An 18,758-nucleotide genomic window follows, 5' to 3' on the forward strand; every position below is an offset into this window, starting at 1 on the left:
GAAATCTAAAAAGAGACCGATAAAACAAATATCGGCCTTCTTGATTTTTTGTATAAATGAATTGAGTGTGTTAATTTGTCTAGACTTACAACTCTGTTCGATTTTCAATGGCTCGTAAGAGTGTAACTTCGTCCGCATACTCGATATCTGCTCCCACAGCGAGACCTCGTGCTAGACGCGTAACCTTGATCCCAGCTGGCTTGAGCAAACGTGAAAGATACATGGATGTCGCTTCACCATCTGCCGTAGCATTTGTGGCCACAATCACTTCTGAAACCTCGCTATCCATCAGACGAGTCATGAGACTCTTGAGATTGATATCATCTGGACTGATACCATTCATGGGAGAAATAAGACCATGTAAGACATGATAGAGTCCATGGTATTCTTGGATGTTCTCCATGGCTGCCACATCACGACTATCCTCGAGGACTAAAATCGTTTTCTGGTCACGACTTGGATCGGTACAGATAGAACAAGGATCGTCATCAGTCAAACGACCACAGATGGAGCAATAGGTTAGCTCTCTCTTAGCAGAAAGGAGATTTTTAGCAAATTCATTGACATCGTCATCAGACATTCCAATAGTATAGAAGGCCAGACGGGTAGCCGTCTTAATCCCGATACCCGGTAACTTCGAATAACTGTCAATTAGCTTAGCAATAGGTGTTGGATAAAGCATATGTTCCTTTCTAATTCATTGGATGATGTTGGTTATAGAGGTTGATAATATCGCGCGCAATAGAAGGTCCGACACCATTTGTAAGGTTGGTGTTATGAGGGAAGACAACAGCTACAGCGATTTGAGGATTATCTGATGGTGCATAAGCCACAGCATTGGTATTGTTAGCTTTTTGACCTCCCTCAACATAACTTTCGGCAGTACCTGTTTTACCACTAATGGATACAGCTGCACCATTGGAAAAGGCACGACCTGTCGTCAGAGCACTCCCACCATGTGAAACTTGATAAAATCCTTGTTGGAGGATGGAAACATCAGACTCAGAAATATTAATTTTATTCATTTCCTTGGTATCAATAGATTGGATTAAGTTCCCTAAGCCGCCTTGTTCATTATTTCCATAAATTCCCTCAACAATGTGAGGTGCAATTCGAACACCATTGTTAGCAATGGTTCCAACGTACTGGGCCAATTGCATTGGGGTGTAGTTATCAAACTGACCAAATGCATTGGTAATGTAATTAGCGAAATTATACTCTTTTGGTATAAAACCAGTTGACTCATTTGGAAGGTCAATGCCTGTTGAGGCTCCAAGACCATATTCAGCAAATGTCGAACGAAGTTTCCCCATAGCGGATTCTAAATTGTTAGTTAAAACAAACATATTTGGTTGATAGGTCTGGCCCATGATTCCAAGAGCGGTTTGAACCACGTAAGCATTAGATGAATACTCCAAGGCTTCCACAGCTGTAATAGGAAAAGATCCATATGCCAATTTATACCAAGAATAAATTGGAGCTGAACCTTGGAAAACAATAGGCTGATCTGTTAAGGTTTGGTTTCCTGATAAAACACCATTTTCCCAACCTGAGCTGATGGTAGCGGCCTTAACAACCGAACCGGGTACAAAGACATTGGTCACAGTTCCCAAGGAATCCTGTGTTAACTCTCCCGTGTTCAGGTCATGTTTGATCCCTGACATGGATAACACAGCACCTGTTTTTGGATTTAGAGCAACTGCATACACACCCTCAGAATACTTGGCTCCACCATTTCCTAGCTCGGAATTGAAATAACTTTTAAGCAGATTGTCCACGCTATCTTGGAAGGCCAAATCGATGGTCAGTTTAATATTGTTCCCTTTGGTACCATCTTCGATATTTTCGACACTTTCCATATTGCCATACTTGTCTAGCTGGATTTCTTTCACCGAGCGTTTCCCTTGCAAGGTTTCTTCATATTGTTTTTCTAGATAAGAGGTTCCAACACGGTCATTTAAAGAATAACCCTTTTTAATATAAGCATCTGCTTCCTCAGCTGGGAGACCCGCTTTTTCACTAGAAACACTTCCTACTATAGAAGAAAGTGAAGTTTCTAGAACTTTTCGATCCCAGGAAGTCGAAATACTGATACCAGGTAAATTCTTAGAAGCCGAAGCAATCAAGGCAATCTGGGTATCTGTCAAGGAATCTGTCGCAACGATACCTGTCGCAAAATTTTCAACTGCATTGAGTTGGCTAAAGAGGTAAATTTCTTTCTTTTCGTCATCCGAGTAGGTCAATTGACTTGGATCTATGCTTTCTACTGTGTTATTGTAAAGCTCAGACTCAGATAATTGATTGCCATCAGAATTAAGGCGTTTCTCACGTGGTAAGCTTTCCACTGCCTTCTTATAGACATCTTGATCTGCTAGGTAGTAATCTGCCAACTGTCGATTAGTCAATGTTGGTGAAGAAACTCCCACATAGGCTAGCAACTTCTTTGCTGTTTCTTTCAAATCTGCAGCCGTCATTTTGTTGTTTCGAGTAAAGGAAACAACTTGTTTCACAGTATTTTCAACCAAAGGCTTGCCGCTAGCATCATAAATTTCGCCCCGAGCCGAACTAGTGGTCACCTTTGTTTTACTAGCAGATGCTAATTTTGTCTCATAAAAATCCTTATTCAAAACCTGCATGTAAAGCAGGCGACCAATAATGGCCATAAAAAGCAAAATAACAATTGAAAACAATAAATTAAGCCGAATCGGAATCGAATGGCTATCAAATTTTCTCATACAAGTCAGTCTCATTTCTATTTAAAATCTTACTCTTCATTGTACCACAATTTGAGAAGAAAATTATGGAAAAGAAGTGAGCTTTTTTAATTTAGTTTCTGATGGTTTTTTTATTTAAACATAACTATTTTATATGATATAATATTTACAAAAGCTACAAAAAATAATTATCGATTAATAGCTAGACTCAAATAAAGGAGTATCATGAACCCGCAAGATATCGCAAGCATTATTGATCTTCATTTTGAAGAAATGACAGACCTAGAGCAAGAAATCGCTCGCTATTTTTTGCAAGCTGAAACGATTACAGATGATTTATCTTCCCAACAGGTCACTCAAAAATTACATATCTCTCAGGCTGCACTAACTCGCTTTGCTAAAAAGTGTGGCTTTACTGGCTACCGAGAATTCATTTTCCAATACCAACATCAGGCAGAAAATCAAGCCAACCAAGTCTCCAAGCACAGTCCACTGACCAAACGAGTCCTCAGAAGCTATAGCAATATGAGGGAACAAACACAAGACTTGATTGACGAAGTCCAACTAGAACGAATTGCCCAGTTAATCGAAGATGCTGAGCGTGTCTACTTCTTCGGAACAGGGAGTTCTGGCCTCGTTGCTCGCGAAATGAAATTACGCTTCATGCGTCTAGGTGTGGTCTGCGAGGCTTTGACCGATCAAGACGGCTTTGCTTGGACAACCAGTATTATGGACGAAAATTGTCTCGTACTTGGTTTCTCACTTTCTGGCACAACTCCTTCTATTTTAGATAGTCTATTAGACGCTAAGGAGATGGGGGCAAAGACTGTACTCTTTACAAGTGTTCCCAATAAAGATAGTCAGACCTATACAGAAAACGTTCTTGTTGCTAGCCACAGTCAGCCTTCCTACATTCAACGTATATCTGCTCAACTTCCTATGCTCTTCTTTATCGATTTGATTTATGCCTATTTTTTGGAAATCAATCGTGAAAGCAAGGAGAAAATCTTTAATAGCTATTGGGAAAATAAGAAACTCAATGGCTATCGTAGACAAAAACGTGTAAGAAAATCCTAGTTTGGCTGAGCCAAACTAGGATTTTTATTCATCACTAAACATACATCTTCTAGATTATGAATTAGTCATATCTCGACTTAGTCTTGAATAATTTCATGTAATCACTTTTTGAAGGAAGTAAATAAGCAAGTCTGACGGTATCCTCAACAATTGTATATAATACAATATAATCCTTACTCAAGGCCAATCCTCGCGTTTGGTAGCGAGGGTCTAATTTCTTACCAAATTTTTCATCGGCATCAAATCCAGCTTGGGGGAAAATTTCTAGACGATTAATATCTTTTCTGATACTCGCCACTTTTCGTCTCGCAGACTCTACAGAACCGATTTCCTCTGCTATATACTGATATATTTTATCCAAACTATCAATCACTCTAGGAGAATACAAAATCCTATATTTTTTATAATCCATAGCGTGTCACAACATCCTCATCTGTCAAGTAATTCCCAGCCTCAATCTTAGCATAACTTTCTTGAACTTCTGCTTGTAATTGTCTAAATAAATACTCCTTCTCCAATTCCTCTTCACTAAGTAAATCTACTTCATTTGTTACGGCAACATTCTTTAAAAATAATCTAAGTGCCGATGAAAGAGAGAGATTTTTTTCTTTTAACACTTCCATGGCATCATTTACTAATTCTCTATTAGCTTGGAAGGTCACAATTTTACTTGAATTCGCTATAGCCATTTTATATAACTCCTTTATATATTTTACTTATTATCTCACAATTATAAAGAAAGTCAAGGGAATTTGATTTGAAAGATGCTGGGAAAAATTTTTGTGTCACATATCTAATATACAAACTAACTTCTAAAGAAAGCCAAATGATATTCTCCATTCAATTTAACTGCTACTTTCTCATGGATAGACTGATTTTTTAAAGAACAAATTTCTCCATATTTCCAACTTTCATGCTCCCCTGATAATCTAGTGACAGACTTCACTTGATTATCTAAGTTAGCAACTGTAGCACTAAGCTCTTCTTTTGGAATAATTTCTTCAGTAATTGTAAATGATTGTTCCCCTATCTTCAACTCTCTGGCTTCTTGCTCATTGATAGCAAATCCTCCTACTAAGTGAACATAAAATAAGTCAGAAACTTTTAGGAGTTCTTCTTTAGAAATATTATCAAGTAGTCTACATTTATAGAAAGTACTATCAATTTTTATGGCAAATTCTCTATTCTTGGTCTGATATAAGTCACCCATCTCCAATAAATCATTCTTTATTTCATTATTGGAATCATCGTAAGATATTTCATAAATATCATCATGATTGCTTACTTTACTTTCAATATCTTCATATAAAATTAATTGATTAGTTACACCATAATGCTCTCCTTTATAATCAAATCGATTATAACTTGAGTCGAGAAATTTAACATCATACTTCTCATATGTGCATCCAGTCAATCCAAGTAAACTTAAGAAAAAAATTACGGAAAGATAGATTTTTTTGAATTTCATAGTTCTCCTCCTAATTTTCTATAGTTAAATTATCAAAAATCAATAACGCCTCTCTCCAATATGTCTTTACAGACTTATTTTGGATATAAAGTAAAGTCAAAACAATTCCCAAACTTCCATCCAAAAATTTAACACTCCCTTCATTTCAATCATAGTATATAATTAAACACCTTTTCTGCTTACAACTACTAAATTAGCAACAAACAATAATACAACATAAAAAGTTAAAGCTAATAAATTAGTTGTGCTTCTAAAATTATTTTCTAAAATTATATTAACTGGTAAAATTACTGGAATCCAAAAAATATTAAGAAAAACTTTATTTGTTGCAAATAATATAAATAAACTTTCTACAACAGCAATAAGTAAATTGCCACCTTTCGCAATAAACAATGTCAATAGCATGTGGAAATGATTTAGCAATATTAGTAATAACCAACTAACTATTCCTACGTAAAAATAATATGAAAAGTGTTCTAACTCTATACCTACAACTACCCATAAAGGAATAGTAAGTAAAGATAATAGTAAATCTAACACAAAAATTTTCGCTCCCCATATACTGGCTGTATTTCTCGAGCCTTTAATATTCTGATAATTATTAGCATTGATTTCTTGTTCAGATACTAATAAAGTGATTATCGTAGTTATCATACAATAGCCTAACATGGGTAAAAAGATAATATTTTCCAATACAATTGTGTTATTTACAGATAATATGTAAATTGGAATTGTCAATAGTTGTATAGTAGACAAAATCAAAATAATGTATAGTTGATACGAACCTTTAAATTTAATCATTTCACTTTTTAGCAATTGGATCATTACTTAACCTCCAATTTAACATTAACAAAGAAACAATAAATAGAATCAATGATAGAAATACGGTAAATACTACCATTTTAACGTCTGTTACATGATTTGTTAAATCTAAATCTCCTGACGGTTTTATATACATAAGACTATAAGCAATTTTATAATGATATGTAAAAGGAAAGAAGAACCAAAAGCTACTTTGAGCGATAAAAGGTGCAACCAAAAAACAAATCAAGGAGTTAATAGATACTAAGATATAGGGGTTGATCCGTTTCGAAAATAGATACAAGAGTGGCAATACCCATATGGATGTTATCGAAATAAGTACTAAACAAATTAAGTCACCAATTATATTCAATGATATTAAGTCGCCATACAAAAAATTACTTGTAAATAATAATATAGCTAAAAACCATACGTTCGAAATGAGTAAATCTTTTAATTTTAAAAGTATCTTTACGATATATATTTTTATGCTATCATTTCGAAAGTATATATTCTGGAAGTTTCCTGCAGCTTCTTCTGCTTTATAATCATATAAAAATAACAAGCCAATAAGCGTGTACAAAAAGACGGCTTCCCACCAATATATTGAAAAACTTTCTAGAATACTCGGTCCAACAAGTAATACCGCTATTAAAATCGACAATCCAGGAGCTATTATCAAGAATTTTTTGGATGTATTTTTTCGCTGTTTTAACCATTCTGATTTAAATATTTTTATCATATTGCGTCACCTCCATGAACAATTCTTATAAATAAAGATTCTAAATCATCACTTTGAACATTCGAACCATCGTAAAAAATTTGACCATCATGTAAAATAACAACTTTATCTGCCACTTTACTAACTTCATACAGTTGATGGCTAGATAAAAGAATTGTCATTCCTGATTTCTTTAAAGAAATCATTAAATTCAACAATTCCTTTATACCATCTGGATCCAATCCATTGGTAGGTTCATCTAAAATGAGCAAATCTGGACTAGTAATTATTGCCATACCTAATCCCAAACGTTGTTTCATACCTAAAGAAAAGCTCCCTGCTTTTTTCTTTCCCGTATTAGATAGCCCAATCAAGTTTAATACTTCATTAATTCGTTCGTCAGAAATGTCATATAACAATGCTCTTGTTTTTAAGTTATCATAAGCAGATAAGTTCATGTAGATAGCTGGAGTTTCAATAAGCGCTCCAATCTCATATATACCCGCATTTTTTTTCCCATTAAAAATAACCGTACCACTATCAGCATTTTCAAGACCAAAAATAATCTTCATAATTGTTGATTTTCCTGCACCATTAATACCTAATAATCCACAAATACTCCCCTCTTTTATTTCAAAAGAAATATTTTTCAGTACTTCTCTATCCTTATATGATTTTCTAAGTTTTTGAACTTGTATATTCATAACTATAATTCCTCCTTGTTTTATACTTGTATGTTATACTTTATTTTTCAAAATTTGTTCAGAATTTCCAATTTTACAAAATTAAAAAAATAGACAGTCCTCAATTTAGAAAACCATCTATTTTTATACATAACTATTATATGGAAGCTATCTAATATATCCTTACAGAATTATTTTTTAATAAGCAACGTCACTTGAGCGCCACCTCTATCTGGATTTGATAAAAACAATTCTCCTAAATGTCTAGTTGCAACTTGTTTAGCAAATGCTAACCCTAAACCATAGTGCTTATTATTCCTACCTTTATTCTCAGTATAAAATAACTTATCTGCATTTAATAAGGACTGTTCAGTAAAAGGGAGACCATTGTTCCACACTCCAAAATTAATATACTCTGTTTCCTCAATGATAGTAAGAGTAACTTTTTTTTCTCCAGAACTATATCTTGCTGCATTTGCTAAAATATTAATTAATGCCCTATTTAAATTAAAACGATTTCCCTTAAAAAACATTAATTTTGTAGTATTAATAATTTTGAAATCAACCTTTGCATTATTCATTACAGATTTCGCCTCTACTGACAGATCACTTAAAAAATCAGGTAAATATATCTGTTCCCCATAATCTTTATCTTCAATTAGTAATCTTGAATAATCAATCATTGAACTAAAGTATCTTTCAAAAATCACTATACTGTTATTCATTGACTGAGTATATTCCTTCTGTTGATCAGTCAGGTTAGTTAATTCAAGCAACTCTAAATTTCCCTTTAGTACTGTTAAAGGAGTTTTTACATCATGAGCTAATGCACCAACTTGAAAAGATAAATCTTCCTTCTCCCTTCTCTCTGATTTGAGTAAATTAGTTAACTCGTCGTCCTTTTGATATAATACAGAGAGAATTTCATCGAACTCTTGTATTTGAGCGGGAATCTTTTTTTCTTTAAATGTTAACTGCCCCATGTTTAAAGCTTTTTTTTGTATGAGGAGAAAATTTTTTGAAAATTCTTTTATTAATCTAGTAAGTGACCAAATGAGTAAAATCGTTTCGAAAACGAAGAAAAATAAATAAGAAAATAGATTAAATGAAATGTGACGCAAATTCGGATTAACAAACTCAGGTATCATGGGTTGCCTGACAGTAAGTACAATCTCTGAATTAGCATAATACACATAATACACCTCACTATTACTTACAGATTCATTTTTAGCAAAAACTTCTCGATAGGCAGGCAAATCCTTTTTTTGATAATTACCCGCTTCAATTGTACCTGTCTTGCGATTAAATACAACATAGTCAAATATAGAGTTATTCATTGCTTGAACTACATCACTTAAATTGCTGGTATCACTCACTGAAATTTCAATTTTAGAGTCGTATACATTTAATTGTCCTGTAAAAACAAGTAAATAAGTAAATATAAAAAATAAAAGTATACTCAGTAACGTACCTGTTACTAGTTCTAAAACAGTCCTTATTATACGTCCTCTAATTGTACTATTCTTCTTAATCATGCCACTTGTATCCCATACCTCTAACTGTTTTTATAGGATTAATTCCATAGGATGAGAATTTTAATCTTATTTGATAGATATACTCAGATATTGAACGAAAGAGGGTTTCAGCATCATCATCATAAACGTTTTCATATATATCTTGTACAGTAAAAATTTTTCTTGGATTGCTAGATAATAGCTCTATGATATCATATTCCCTACTTGTAAAGGCAAGACTATCTCCATTAATACAAACAATTTTTTCTTGTAAATAAATTGTTATTGGAGATAATTCTCGAACAATTTGATTACTTAATTCACCTTGTTTGTATCGTTCTTCTCGTTTGAGATTTGCAGCAACTTTAGCAATTAATTGATTGATGCTGAAAGGTTTTGTAATATAGTCATCTCCTCCTAAATTCAATCCTGATACTATATCTTCTTCGGTATCTTTTGCACTAACAAAAATAATAGGGGAGCTTACTTTATTTCTAATCTGCTTACAAATTTGCATACCATCTATATTAGGCATCATTACATCTAATAAAATCAAATCAAATCCTTTGAAATTATTAATATTGATTGGTACGGTCACTTCTTGATACGTCGTTACCTGATAGTTTTTCATCTCTAAAATAGTTCGCATCAATTTCAAAATTTCAAAATCATCATCTACAACTAATATCTTATACATTCTATCACCTCAAAATATTTTAGAGAACTACCTGCAATGCTCCGTATTTTTGACAAAGAATAGTCTCAATACATCAGTTTGTAATATTTCTTATTTATTAAATTAAATTTTTAGAAACTAGTACAAATCTATTTTACACTATCTTGAACAAAATTCGTAATATTTAATAATCTAATTTGAGTGCCGTCAATGTCATTACCTATACAGCAATTATCATACAATAATTTAATTACCTCATCTGGTTGATCTTTCAAATGATATTTCTCAATGATTAACCCAAGTGCTGCTGAAACCTTTGGTGTTGAAATGGATGTCCCATAAGCATAAGTATATTTCCCTTCAAGTGTCGGTACAATAACCCATTCTTTTTCAAATGTTTTATCATTTGCCCACTGTTCATATCCAACTGTTGCTAGTTTATGACTTCCTCCTCCTGTTGCATATATATCTATTACATTATTTCCTTTATTTGAAAAACTAGATACAAAATCGTTATCATTTACTGACCCTACTGTTACAACATTGTCTAATCCCGCAGGAATATCCATAACTTTTCCATCTATATGTGAATAATCCTTCCCCTTAAGTTCTCCAAGGTAATGTTTCAATGATTCTTGATTATTTACTATCACCTACTGAAGAAACAATTATTGAACATTGACATTTGAGATTATATCAGAGAAAATTCAGATTTTATTCAGAGAAAAGATTGTCTATACAATAAAAACAGTAAGAATAGTTACTGTTGGAGTTTAAATTTAACAAAAATTATCTTTTAAAATTTTTATATTAATACTAGATTTGTTCGGCATCTTATTGAATTTTTAACCAGCTAATCTTACTTCAAATAGTATCGAACAAGTCTATTGACGAAACGGGAATCGGCCGCTATCTCTATCATCCTTATGCACGGACTCCTAGAGGCAAGAAAGTCTATGAAAAGATTAGAGGACGGCGTTTTGAGCGGAGTTCAATTGTTGCAGGACAAGTAGATGGAGAGTTTATAGCTCCCATGATTTACAAAGAAAGTATGACGAGCGACTTCTTTGTGAAATGGTTCAAAACGCAACTCCTACCTGCTTTGAAGACACCTCATATCATTGTCATGGGCAATGCTAGTTTTCATCCCAAGAACATTTTGGATGAACTCTGCATCCAAGATAGACACTTTTTCTTACCTCTACCACCTTATTCACCAGATTTGAATCCTATTGAGCAAGCTTGGGCTATCTTAAAAAAGAAATTAACGGATTTATTAAGGGAAGTCCCAAATATTTTTGAATGTTTAGATTGCTTTTTTAAAACTAAATGACTATACTATCACGTTCCTGTTCGTATAAACACGATTTCGCTATTCCTTCCTCTTCCGATTCTTATTTCCAGAATCAGACTTAAAACGGTTTATCCCCAAACCGTTTTAATCCGCTACCTCACAATAGTTAGGCTTGGAAATTGTTATTGACTTCACTGGTAGCAGGTGCCCACGGAGGACTTACACCTCAGATGAACTACATGCCCGTCGTACCTAGAAAATCCTAGTTTGGTTGAACCAAACTAGGATTGTTTTGTTTTAAAATGATAATAGGCACCGAGCATCCCTGCCGTATTTTGGTGATGGGCAAATTCTAATCGTGTTTTTTCAGCTAGACTTGGTACCAAGGCATCTTTCAAAGCTTTTCGAATTTTAGGCTTGAGGATAGCCTCTTGCCCCATGATACCGCCACCGAGAATGACCACTTCTGGATTAGCAACGTAACAAATATTTGCCAGACCTTTCCCAAGGTAATCTACCATACGGTCAATGCCAGCCATACAGATCTTGTTTCCTTCAGTGGCTTCCTTAAAGATACGTCGACCATTCCAATGGTCAACTGGATCTCCATGACCTGCTGCTACATACTCCACCAAGGCTGTTGTAGAGGCCAAGTCTTGGAAAGCTCCATCCTGCATATGCATATAACCGACTTCACAGGCTGAATTACTAAAACCATGGAAGACTTTCCCATCCATAATCAAACAACCACCGATACCGGTTCCAATGGTTAAGCAAAGTGTCACACTCGCTCCCTTGCCTGAACCAGATACTGCCTCAGCCAAACCTGCACAGTTGACGTCATTTTCAATCTCGCAAGGGATTTCAAAGGTACTCTCAATTTCTTTTTTAAACTGAGTTCCAGCATAGTTAGGAATCTGAGGGCCAGCATAGAAAATTTCCCCCTTATCTGGATCCACCATCCCAGCAGAAGAAATAGCAACTCCTGCTACTGGGCCTTTTTCTAAATAGCTGGCTACGATATCTTTGGTCTTTTGTAAGATATGAGGTCCACCTTTATGCGCCTCTGTTGGCATTTCATGCGATTCAACAAGTTGGCCTTCTTGGTCGATCAAACCATATTTGATATTTGTTCCACCGATATCAATTGCAACGTAGTGTGTCATAAATACCTCCTTATGGATTAGAGGAAGCGCTCCTTGGTTTCACGAATCAAGGCTGCAGCTGCTTCTACAACTGGACGATCTTCTTCAGTCACTGGTGTCAATGGTGAACGAACAGAGCCAATGTTCAGTCCTTCATTGATCTTCAAGACTTCCTTAATCACACCATACATATTTCCATGTGCAGAAGTGAGTTTACCAATGATAGCGTTGATAGCGTATTGTAATTCACGCGCTGTTTCCAAGTCTTTGTCAGCAATTAATTGGTTGAGTTTCAAGAAGAGTTCTGGCATCGCACCATATGTACCACCGATACCAGCTTTAGCTCCCATGAGACGACCACCTAGGAACTGTTCATCTGGACCGTTAAAGACGATATGGTCTTCCCCACCAAGGCTCACAAAGGTTTGGATATCTTGAACTGGCATAGAAGAGTTCTTAACACCGATAACACGTGGATTCTTCAACATTTCAGTGTAGAGACTTGGCGTCAAAGCAACACCAGCTAATTGAGGAATGTTGTAAATCACGTAGTCTGTTTTTGGAGCTGCAGAACTGATATCGTTCCAATATTTAGCAACTGAGTATTCTGGCAAGCGGAAGTAAATTGGTGGAATCGTTGCAATGGCATCTACACCCAAGCTTTCAGCATGACGAGCAAGTTCCATACTATCTTTGGTATTGTTGCAAGCAACGTGAGCAATGATGGTCAATTTACCTTTGGCAACTGCCATGACTTCTTCCAAGATTAACTTGCGGTCTTCAACGCTTTGGTAGATACATTCACCAGAAGAACCATTGACATAAAGACCTTGAACACCTTTATCAATGAAGTATTGAACCAAGGCACGCGTACGCTCTGGACTTACTTCTCCTTGATCATCATAACATGCGTAGAAGGCTGGAATGACACCTTCGTATTTTTTTAAATCTGACATAGATTTTCTCCTAAGATTTCTTTTTTTCTGCTAAAAGCAGGATTTATTCTTTACGTGTTTAGTATACACCTTATGAAAAACGCTTTCAATATCTTGTGTACACTTAGATTTTAGTTTCGATATGAATTTTGAAATGTTTATGGCTTGAAAGTAGTTTCATAGACAAGCCATCCTATTGGTATTTTGCGAAAATTTTCTCCATCAATCCAGTCTGGAGAAAGACCAAGAGCCCAAACCCAAAAAGCAGGAAGGCTGAACCACCTAAAAGTAAAGTGAAGGCGGACAGATAAAGAACCATCACAATAAGAAAGAGAATAGCTAACATGAGGAAGAACCAAGGAAAGTTAAAACTTGCCAAGATAAGTCCTTTTTGTAAGACTTCTTTCCAAGTCAAATCATAGCGTGCAGCGATGGGATAGCTAGCCAACATCACGATAGTGAGGAAGATAAGAACGCCTAGACAGATAGCTTTCACCATTTGGAAAGGCATAGCTGTCTGACCCCAGAAGAGATAGAGGTCTAGAAGGCTTAATGAGACAATGCCCAACTCAAGCAGACCTAACTGAAGACCTAGTTTCAGATTTTGCTTGAAAGCTCTTAAATAGATTCTAAAGACAGGCACACGTCTACTCTTCTTAATCTCAAACATAGTCTCGTAGAGACTAATTTTAGCCACTCCAATCGTCACGATGGGCAAACAAGAGACGACAAAAAGAAGATTGGCTGTCACGATATCCAAGACCTTCTCACTAAAACGCATGAGAAAGTTATCTGTATCAAATGCTGCCTTGATAAGGCTTACTCCTTTTTGTGCCATATTTGCTCCTCCTGATTTTTTAATCAATCAAAATTTTAAAGAGATATTTGCGAACCTTCTCTTCCATACCTGCATAGCCATTCGGCTGGTGCGGTTCTCCTGGGAAGAAAATCGCAAAATTGTGATAACCCAACAAGAGTGGGTAGTGTTCATGACAATGAACAAAGCCAATGTCACTTGCTTCGTCGAATGCTACTGCTTCATCTTTGATACGTGAACCGTAGCTCGAATATTCATGTCCTTCTACCAGCAAATGCAAATCTGCATAGTTTTTATGATGCTCAAATTGATCATTTTCAGCTTGATTGAGGACATTTTCCTGAACAACTAGAAAGACTCTGTCCCCGTCAATCTCATACTTTCCTAACTCGAAAGAATCTTTACGATGTTGATAGAGATAGTCGATAGCCTTGTCTAGATTAGGATGAATCCCCTTGTAAAAGGTAATATTTTTCAAATCGTCAAAAATCATACTCTTTCCTTCGTTTCTGATAGTTAACTAAAATCATTCTTAAGTTGATAAGTGTCTAACAAAACTTCATAAAGTAACTGCATACCCTCCATTTTGTAGACACTTATAACTCTATATTTCCATAGTATGCCAAGACTACTTCCGCCATCTTAACACACCAGTTTACTTTTCTTATCCTTTAACAGCTCCCATAGTAATACCCTGAGTGAAGGATTTTTGGAAGACTAGGAAGACTGTTACAATTGGCACAGCAGCAAGAGCTGCACCTGCCATAATCAAACCATAGTTGGTTGCCATTTCGGCCTGCATGGTTGCAACCCCAAGTGAGATGGTCAAGTTTTGACGTGAAGTCAACATAACCAACTGCATGAAGTAGTCGTTCCATGTATTGATGAAGGTAAAGATTGCAAGGGCTGCAAATCCTGGTTTCACAATCGGGAAGGCTACGCTCCAGAAAGTACGAATCTCACCACAACCGTCGATTTTAGCTGACTCAAGCAACTCTGTAGGGATATTCTCACTGAACTGTTTCATGAGGAAGACCCCAAATGGCCATCCAATCAAAGGCAAGATAACTGCCCAAAGAGTGTCATGGATTCCCATGAAGTTGACGATACGTACCAATGGCACAAGGACAACTTGTTTTGGAAGTGCCATGGCAGCGATGAAGATGGCAAATAGAATACGTTGACCATAGAAACGTTTTTTAGCCAAAACATAACCTGCTAGAGAAGAGGTTGCACAAACTAAGAACATGGTTACCAATGAGATAAACACAGAGTTCCACATCCACTGCATAGCAGGGTTTTGCACCATAAGTTGTTGGAAGTTCTCCATAGTTGGCATTTTAGGGAACCATTGTGGTGGAATAACGATTGTATCCGGTTGTGATTTGAAGGCACCTGTCAAAATCCAGTAGAATGGAAAGATGAACAGCACGGTCAACAAGAGCAAGATAATAGTTGAAATAACAGTGAAAGCTGTTAAAGGTTTCTTTTGTGTAGATTGCATAGCTGTCTCCTTTCTTTAATATTCTACGTCGTTTCCAAGTACTTTAAATTGAACAAAGCTTACGATAGCGATCATGACTGCCAAGAAGACGCCAATAGTGTTTGCATAACCGTATTCTGTCAATTGGAAGGCTTTTTCGTAAAGGTAGTACATAAGTGTACTTGTTGAATAGTTTGGACCACCAGATGTCAACAACTGAATCAAGGCGAAACACTGGAATGAGTTGATGGTTGTAATGATTGCAATGTAAAGAGTTGTTGGAAGAAGGCTAGGCCATTTAATCTTCCAGAACACTTGCAATTCAGTCGCACCATCAACACGCGCTGCTTCCACCAATGAATTGTCAATATTCCCCATAGCAGCGATATAAAGGATAATCGGCTGACCAACAGATGTAGTCAAAAGGATAATCATAATCGCCATCAACGCCCAGTTTTTATCCCCCAACCAAGAAATGTTTTGGCTGATGATGTGGCTTGACTTAAGGACAAAGTTTAGAATCCCTGATAGTGGGTCATAGATCCATTTCCAAACAACTGTTACGGCAACACTACCTGTTACAACAGGAAGGAAGAAGACGAAACGGTAGAAGGATCTGGCAATGGCATTTTGATGATAGGTCTGAGATGCTACAAAGAGTGAGAATAGAACAACAACTGGTACAGATCCGATAACCAGAATCACGGTATTGATCAAAGACTTCATAAAGACAGGATCTTTAAACATACGAATGTAGTTGTCCAAGCCCACAAACTCAAATTTCGTCATTGAGTAGTTAAAGAAACTTGTAATGAATCCCATAATCATAGGAGCCAATACAAAGATGACAAAGAAGAATAATACTGGTGCTAGGAAAGCGTAGGAAATCACTGTTTCCCGCATACGAATTTTATTGACTTTCACAGTCGGCACCTCTCTTTCAAATAGAATAATTTTTTGACTTTCTTGAACTGTTTTAAAATCAAAATGAAATTTTTTAAGATTCGCTTATGTAAGAACTTCATTTTAATTTCGTGACAGTTCCTTACATTTCAAACAAAATCCTCCCTTTTCTTACATAGACTTTGCACAGGGAAAAGGGAGGGATCAATCTGATTTAGTGCTTATTGTTTTGTAGCTTTTTTAATTGTTTCGTTAGCTTTTTCAGTGAAGGCTTTCAAAGCATCCGCTGGTTTTTCGTCACCATTTGATACAGATTGCAACATTGGGAACCAAAGTGTTCTCATTTCAGCAAAACCATTGATAGTGTTGTAGTATGGTGAATAGTATTTAGTCCAACCACTGATTGTTTCCATACGTTTGTCTTCATAAAGTTTGCCAAATGAAGTACGAACTGGGAAGGCACCTGTACGAACAACGTCTTTTGGACCCCATTCTTTGTCATCTGCGATGAATTGAACGAATTTCTTAGATGCTGCAACTTTCTTGTCGTCTTTGTTGTTGAATACTGCAAATCCGTTTACAAGGTATTCAAGAGCTGGTTTACCTGAATCTGATGGGAATGGTACTTCTACCACTTCTACTTTACTTGCTTCCAAGAGTTTAGCTTGGATACCGTTTTGAGCTGGTGCCCAAAGGATTGTGTAAGATGTTTGACCGTTGGCAAAGTTTTGGATATCTGCTCCACCGTCAAATTGTGAACCATTGTTCAACAAACCATCTTTAATCCAGCCAGCTGCTTTTTCAAGACCTTTGACGAATTTAGGATCATCAGTTGTATATTTTGTTACATCTTTATCTGTTACAGAAGCTCCATAAAGGTTAGAGATGAAGGCACGTGTTCCTTGGTCTCCCCCTTGACCAGAACTGAACAATGAACCTGGTGTATATCCTTTTGCTTTAAGCGCTTTCAAAACTTTTTCAAAATCATCAGTTGTCCAACCTTCTTTTACAAGATTTGCAACACCAGCTTCTTCTAACATTTTCTTGTTCATAGCCATGTAGAATGGAGCTGAACTGATTGGATACATGTAAGCTTTGTCTCCAGCTTTACTTGCTTGTACGATATTTTCGTTGTTAACATCTTTGACGAATTCATCTGTGAAGAGGTCGTTCAACTCAGCCAATTTACCGTTTTTACCGTATTGGATGATACGTCCTGGTGCGTCAAAAAGTACGTCTGGAGCTGTTCCTGCTTCGATAGCTGTTGTGATTTTTTCAGGACCTGACTTGAAGTCGATGGTTTCCAATTTCACTTTTACATCTGGATTTGCTTTTTCAAACGCTTCGATGATTGATTTTTCATATGTTCCAACACCGTCACCAGTTTTTTCTTGAGTGAAGACTGGGAATGCCCACCAAGTGATTTCTGTTTTAGCGCCATCTCCACCTGATTTAGCAGCATCTTTGCTACCGCCAGAATTACCACATGCAGCAAGGCCAAGAACCGCAGCACCCGCAAGTACTGTACAAGCTAGTTTTCTAAATTTCATTTTTATTCTCCTAATTGATAAGCGTATCCATATTGGATAATGAGTAAGATTGCATTTGTATACGTTTTCATTTCATCCGACGCATCCACCACTCTCCTCTGTTTTTAAATTGTGTTATTTAAGACCAGCAACGAAGCGTTCTGTAATCTCTTTTGGTCTAGTAATAGCGCCACCTACAACGATGCCTCGCACTCCATATCCCAGGATTTGTTTGGCTTGTTCTGGTGTATGAATTTTCCCTTCTGCAATGACATCTACACCGGCATCACATAGTTTTTTAATTAATTCAAAATCGGGACCATCCACTTTTGGACTGTAAGATGTGTATCCTGATAAGGTTGTTCCGACAAAGTCAATTCCTGCTTCAACAGCTGCCAATCCTTCTTCGAAAGTACTTGTATCAGCCATCAAGAGCTGGTTAGGATATTTCTCCTTAACCTGACGAATAAACTCTTGGATCTCCAAACCATCATAGCGTTCACGCTTGGTACAATCTAGAGCAATCACCTCGATGTCCAGTTCTGCCAATTCATCAACTTCTTTCATCGTAGCCGTGATGAAGGGCTCTTGCGGTGGATAATCTCGTTTAATTATCCCAATGATTGGAAGGTTTGTAACCTCCTTGATTTCCTTGATATCGCGAACACTGTTTGCTCGGATACCGACTGCTCCACCTTGCTCAGCCGCTTTGACCAGCAAGGGAATGACTCCTCCCGCTTCTGTGTAAAGCGGTTCGTGAGGAAGAGCCTGACAAGAAACGATGATTCCATCTTTGATTTGTGCAATCAAGGCTTCTTTAGTAATCTGTGGCATCCTCTTTCCTCCTTTTCTTTGTTCTTATGGGTTTATTATATATTATTTTTAAAGCGCTTTCAACACTTTGTAGTATAATAGATTTCAGTTTCAAAAGTACTTTATAGAACAGCAGTTTCTGAAAGTAGTTTCAGAGAGTTTGGGAATTGAGTTTTTACCAACAT

General features: G+C 36.3%; 19 protein-coding genes and 2 pseudogenes. 2 read left to right on the forward strand and 19 right to left on the reverse strand.

The features are described from left to right. Positions 1–85: 85 nt before the first annotated feature. Positions 86–682, reverse strand: a complete 597-nt coding sequence (gene recR, locus RN80_RS08660; protein WP_060628648.1) for a recombination mediator RecR — start codon at positions 680–682, stop codon at positions 86–88. 10 nt (positions 683–692) lie between these two features. Continuing rightward, positions 693–2,750 carry a penicillin-binding protein PBP2B gene (pbp2b, locus tag RN80_RS08665; protein ID WP_080998535.1) on the reverse strand — a complete coding sequence of 686 codons (2,058 nt, stop codon included), beginning with the start codon at positions 2,748–2,750 and terminating at the stop codon, positions 693–695. 189 nt (positions 2,751–2,939) lie between these two features. Here pbp2b and RN80_RS08670 point away from each other — a divergent pair, with 189 nt between their 5' ends. Then, positions 2,940–3,791 carry a MurR/RpiR family transcriptional regulator gene (locus RN80_RS08670; RefSeq protein ID WP_060628650.1) on the forward strand — a complete coding sequence of 284 codons (852 nt, stop codon included), beginning with the start codon at positions 2,940–2,942 and terminating at the stop codon, positions 3,789–3,791. Positions 3,792–3,852: 61 nt separating this feature from the next. On the opposite strand, the gene RN80_RS08675 is transcribed toward RN80_RS08670, so the two are convergent. From RN80_RS08675 to RN80_RS08715, 9 genes and pseudogenes are all read right to left on the reverse strand, one after another. Then, positions 3,853–4,203 (reverse strand): type II toxin-antitoxin system RelE/ParE family toxin, encoded by a 351-nt coding sequence (locus RN80_RS08675; RefSeq protein WP_000384865.1) that lies wholly within the window; start codon positions 4,201–4,203, stop codon positions 3,853–3,855. After that, positions 4,193–4,480 carry a type II toxin-antitoxin system RelB/ParD family antitoxin gene (gene relB / locus RN80_RS08680; protein ID WP_000951986.1) on the reverse strand — a complete coding sequence of 96 codons (288 nt, stop codon included), beginning with the start codon at positions 4,478–4,480 and terminating at the stop codon, positions 4,193–4,195. The genes RN80_RS08675 and relB overlap by 11 nt, the downstream gene beginning before the upstream one ends. A 116-nt stretch (positions 4,481–4,596) precedes the next feature. Beyond that, positions 4,597–5,259, reverse strand: a complete 663-nt coding sequence (locus RN80_RS08685; RefSeq protein WP_060628651.1) for a NisI/SpaI family lantibiotic immunity lipoprotein — start codon at positions 5,257–5,259, stop codon at positions 4,597–4,599. Between the two features lie 162 nt (positions 5,260–5,421). After that, positions 5,422–6,084 (reverse strand): ABC-2 family transporter permease, encoded by a 663-nt coding sequence (locus RN80_RS08690; protein ID WP_049502160.1) that lies wholly within the window; start codon positions 6,082–6,084, stop codon positions 5,422–5,424. After that, positions 6,062–6,802 (reverse strand): lantibiotic immunity ABC transporter MutE/EpiE family permease subunit, encoded by a 741-nt coding sequence (locus RN80_RS08695; RefSeq protein WP_000590350.1) that lies wholly within the window; start codon positions 6,800–6,802, stop codon positions 6,062–6,064. The genes RN80_RS08690 and RN80_RS08695 overlap by 23 nt, the downstream gene beginning before the upstream one ends. Continuing rightward, positions 6,799–7,485 carry an ABC transporter ATP-binding protein gene (locus tag RN80_RS08700; RefSeq protein ID WP_001025883.1) on the reverse strand — a complete coding sequence of 229 codons (687 nt, stop codon included), beginning with the start codon at positions 7,483–7,485 and terminating at the stop codon, positions 6,799–6,801. The genes RN80_RS08695 and RN80_RS08700 overlap by 4 nt, the downstream gene beginning before the upstream one ends. Before the next feature lie 170 nt (positions 7,486–7,655). Continuing rightward, a complete protein-coding gene (locus RN80_RS08705) occupies positions 7,656–8,999 on the reverse strand; it encodes a sensor histidine kinase (RefSeq protein ID WP_060628652.1) in 1,344 nt (447 codons plus the stop codon). Continuing rightward, entirely contained in the window at positions 8,992–9,675 is a 684-nt protein-coding gene (locus RN80_RS08710) for a response regulator transcription factor (RefSeq protein ID WP_000276749.1), read from the reverse strand. Before RN80_RS08710 ends, RN80_RS08705 begins: the two co-directional genes overlap by 8 nt. Positions 9,676–9,803: 128 nt before the next feature. After that, positions 9,804–10,301, reverse strand: a pseudogene (locus RN80_RS08715) (S8 family serine peptidase); the annotation flags it as partial. 236 nt (positions 10,302–10,537) lie between these two features. Here RN80_RS08715 and RN80_RS09835 point away from each other — a divergent pair. Beyond that, positions 10,538–10,987: pseudogene (locus RN80_RS09835) on the forward strand (transposase); the annotation flags it as partial. Positions 10,988–11,229: 242 nt separating this feature from the next. Here the strand turns inward: RN80_RS09835 and RN80_RS08725 are convergent. The 8 genes from RN80_RS08725 to RN80_RS08760 all read right to left on the reverse strand — a co-directional run bounded on the left by RN80_RS08725 (position 11,230) and on the right by RN80_RS08760 (position 18,594). Next, a complete protein-coding gene (locus tag RN80_RS08725; protein WP_060628655.1) occupies positions 11,230–12,114 on the reverse strand; it encodes an ROK family protein in 885 nt (294 codons plus the stop codon). Positions 12,115–12,131: 17 nt separating this feature from the next. Further along, positions 12,132–13,049 carry a dihydrodipicolinate synthase family protein gene (locus RN80_RS08730; RefSeq protein WP_060628656.1) on the reverse strand — a complete coding sequence of 306 codons (918 nt, stop codon included), beginning with the start codon at positions 13,047–13,049 and terminating at the stop codon, positions 12,132–12,134. A 172-nt stretch (positions 13,050–13,221) separates the two neighbouring features. Next, complete coding sequence (locus tag RN80_RS08735) at positions 13,222–13,866, reverse strand: YesL family protein (protein ID WP_060628657.1); 645 nt, start codon at positions 13,864–13,866, stop codon at positions 13,222–13,224. A 19-nt stretch (positions 13,867–13,885) separates the two neighbouring features. Then, positions 13,886–14,338: a NanQ anomerase/TabA/YiaL family protein gene (locus RN80_RS08740; protein ID WP_060628658.1), complete on the reverse strand. Its 453-nt coding sequence runs from the start codon at positions 14,336–14,338 to the stop codon at positions 13,886–13,888. A gap of 171 nt (positions 14,339–14,509) precedes the next feature. Then, positions 14,510–15,349: a carbohydrate ABC transporter permease gene (locus RN80_RS08745; protein WP_033676563.1), complete on the reverse strand. Its 840-nt coding sequence runs from the start codon at positions 15,347–15,349 to the stop codon at positions 14,510–14,512. A gap of 15 nt (positions 15,350–15,364) precedes the next feature. Further along, the gene (locus RN80_RS08750) at positions 15,365–16,231 is read right to left on the reverse strand and encodes a carbohydrate ABC transporter permease (RefSeq protein ID WP_161683542.1); all 867 of its coding nucleotides are present in this window, start codon (positions 16,229–16,231) and stop codon (positions 15,365–15,367) included. Positions 16,232–16,452: 221 nt separating this feature from the next. Then, positions 16,453–17,781 (reverse strand): ABC transporter substrate-binding protein, encoded by a 1,329-nt coding sequence (locus RN80_RS08755; protein WP_060628659.1) that lies wholly within the window; start codon positions 17,779–17,781, stop codon positions 16,453–16,455. A gap of 114 nt (positions 17,782–17,895) precedes the next feature. Further along, complete coding sequence (locus tag RN80_RS08760; protein WP_001135679.1) at positions 17,896–18,594, reverse strand: N-acetylmannosamine-6-phosphate 2-epimerase; 699 nt, start codon at positions 18,592–18,594, stop codon at positions 17,896–17,898. Positions 18,595–18,758 lie beyond the last annotated feature (164 nt).

Source organism: Streptococcus mitis (genome assembly GCF_001281025.1).
GTDB lineage: Bacteria > Bacillota > Bacilli > Lactobacillales > Streptococcaceae > Streptococcus > Streptococcus mitis_AK.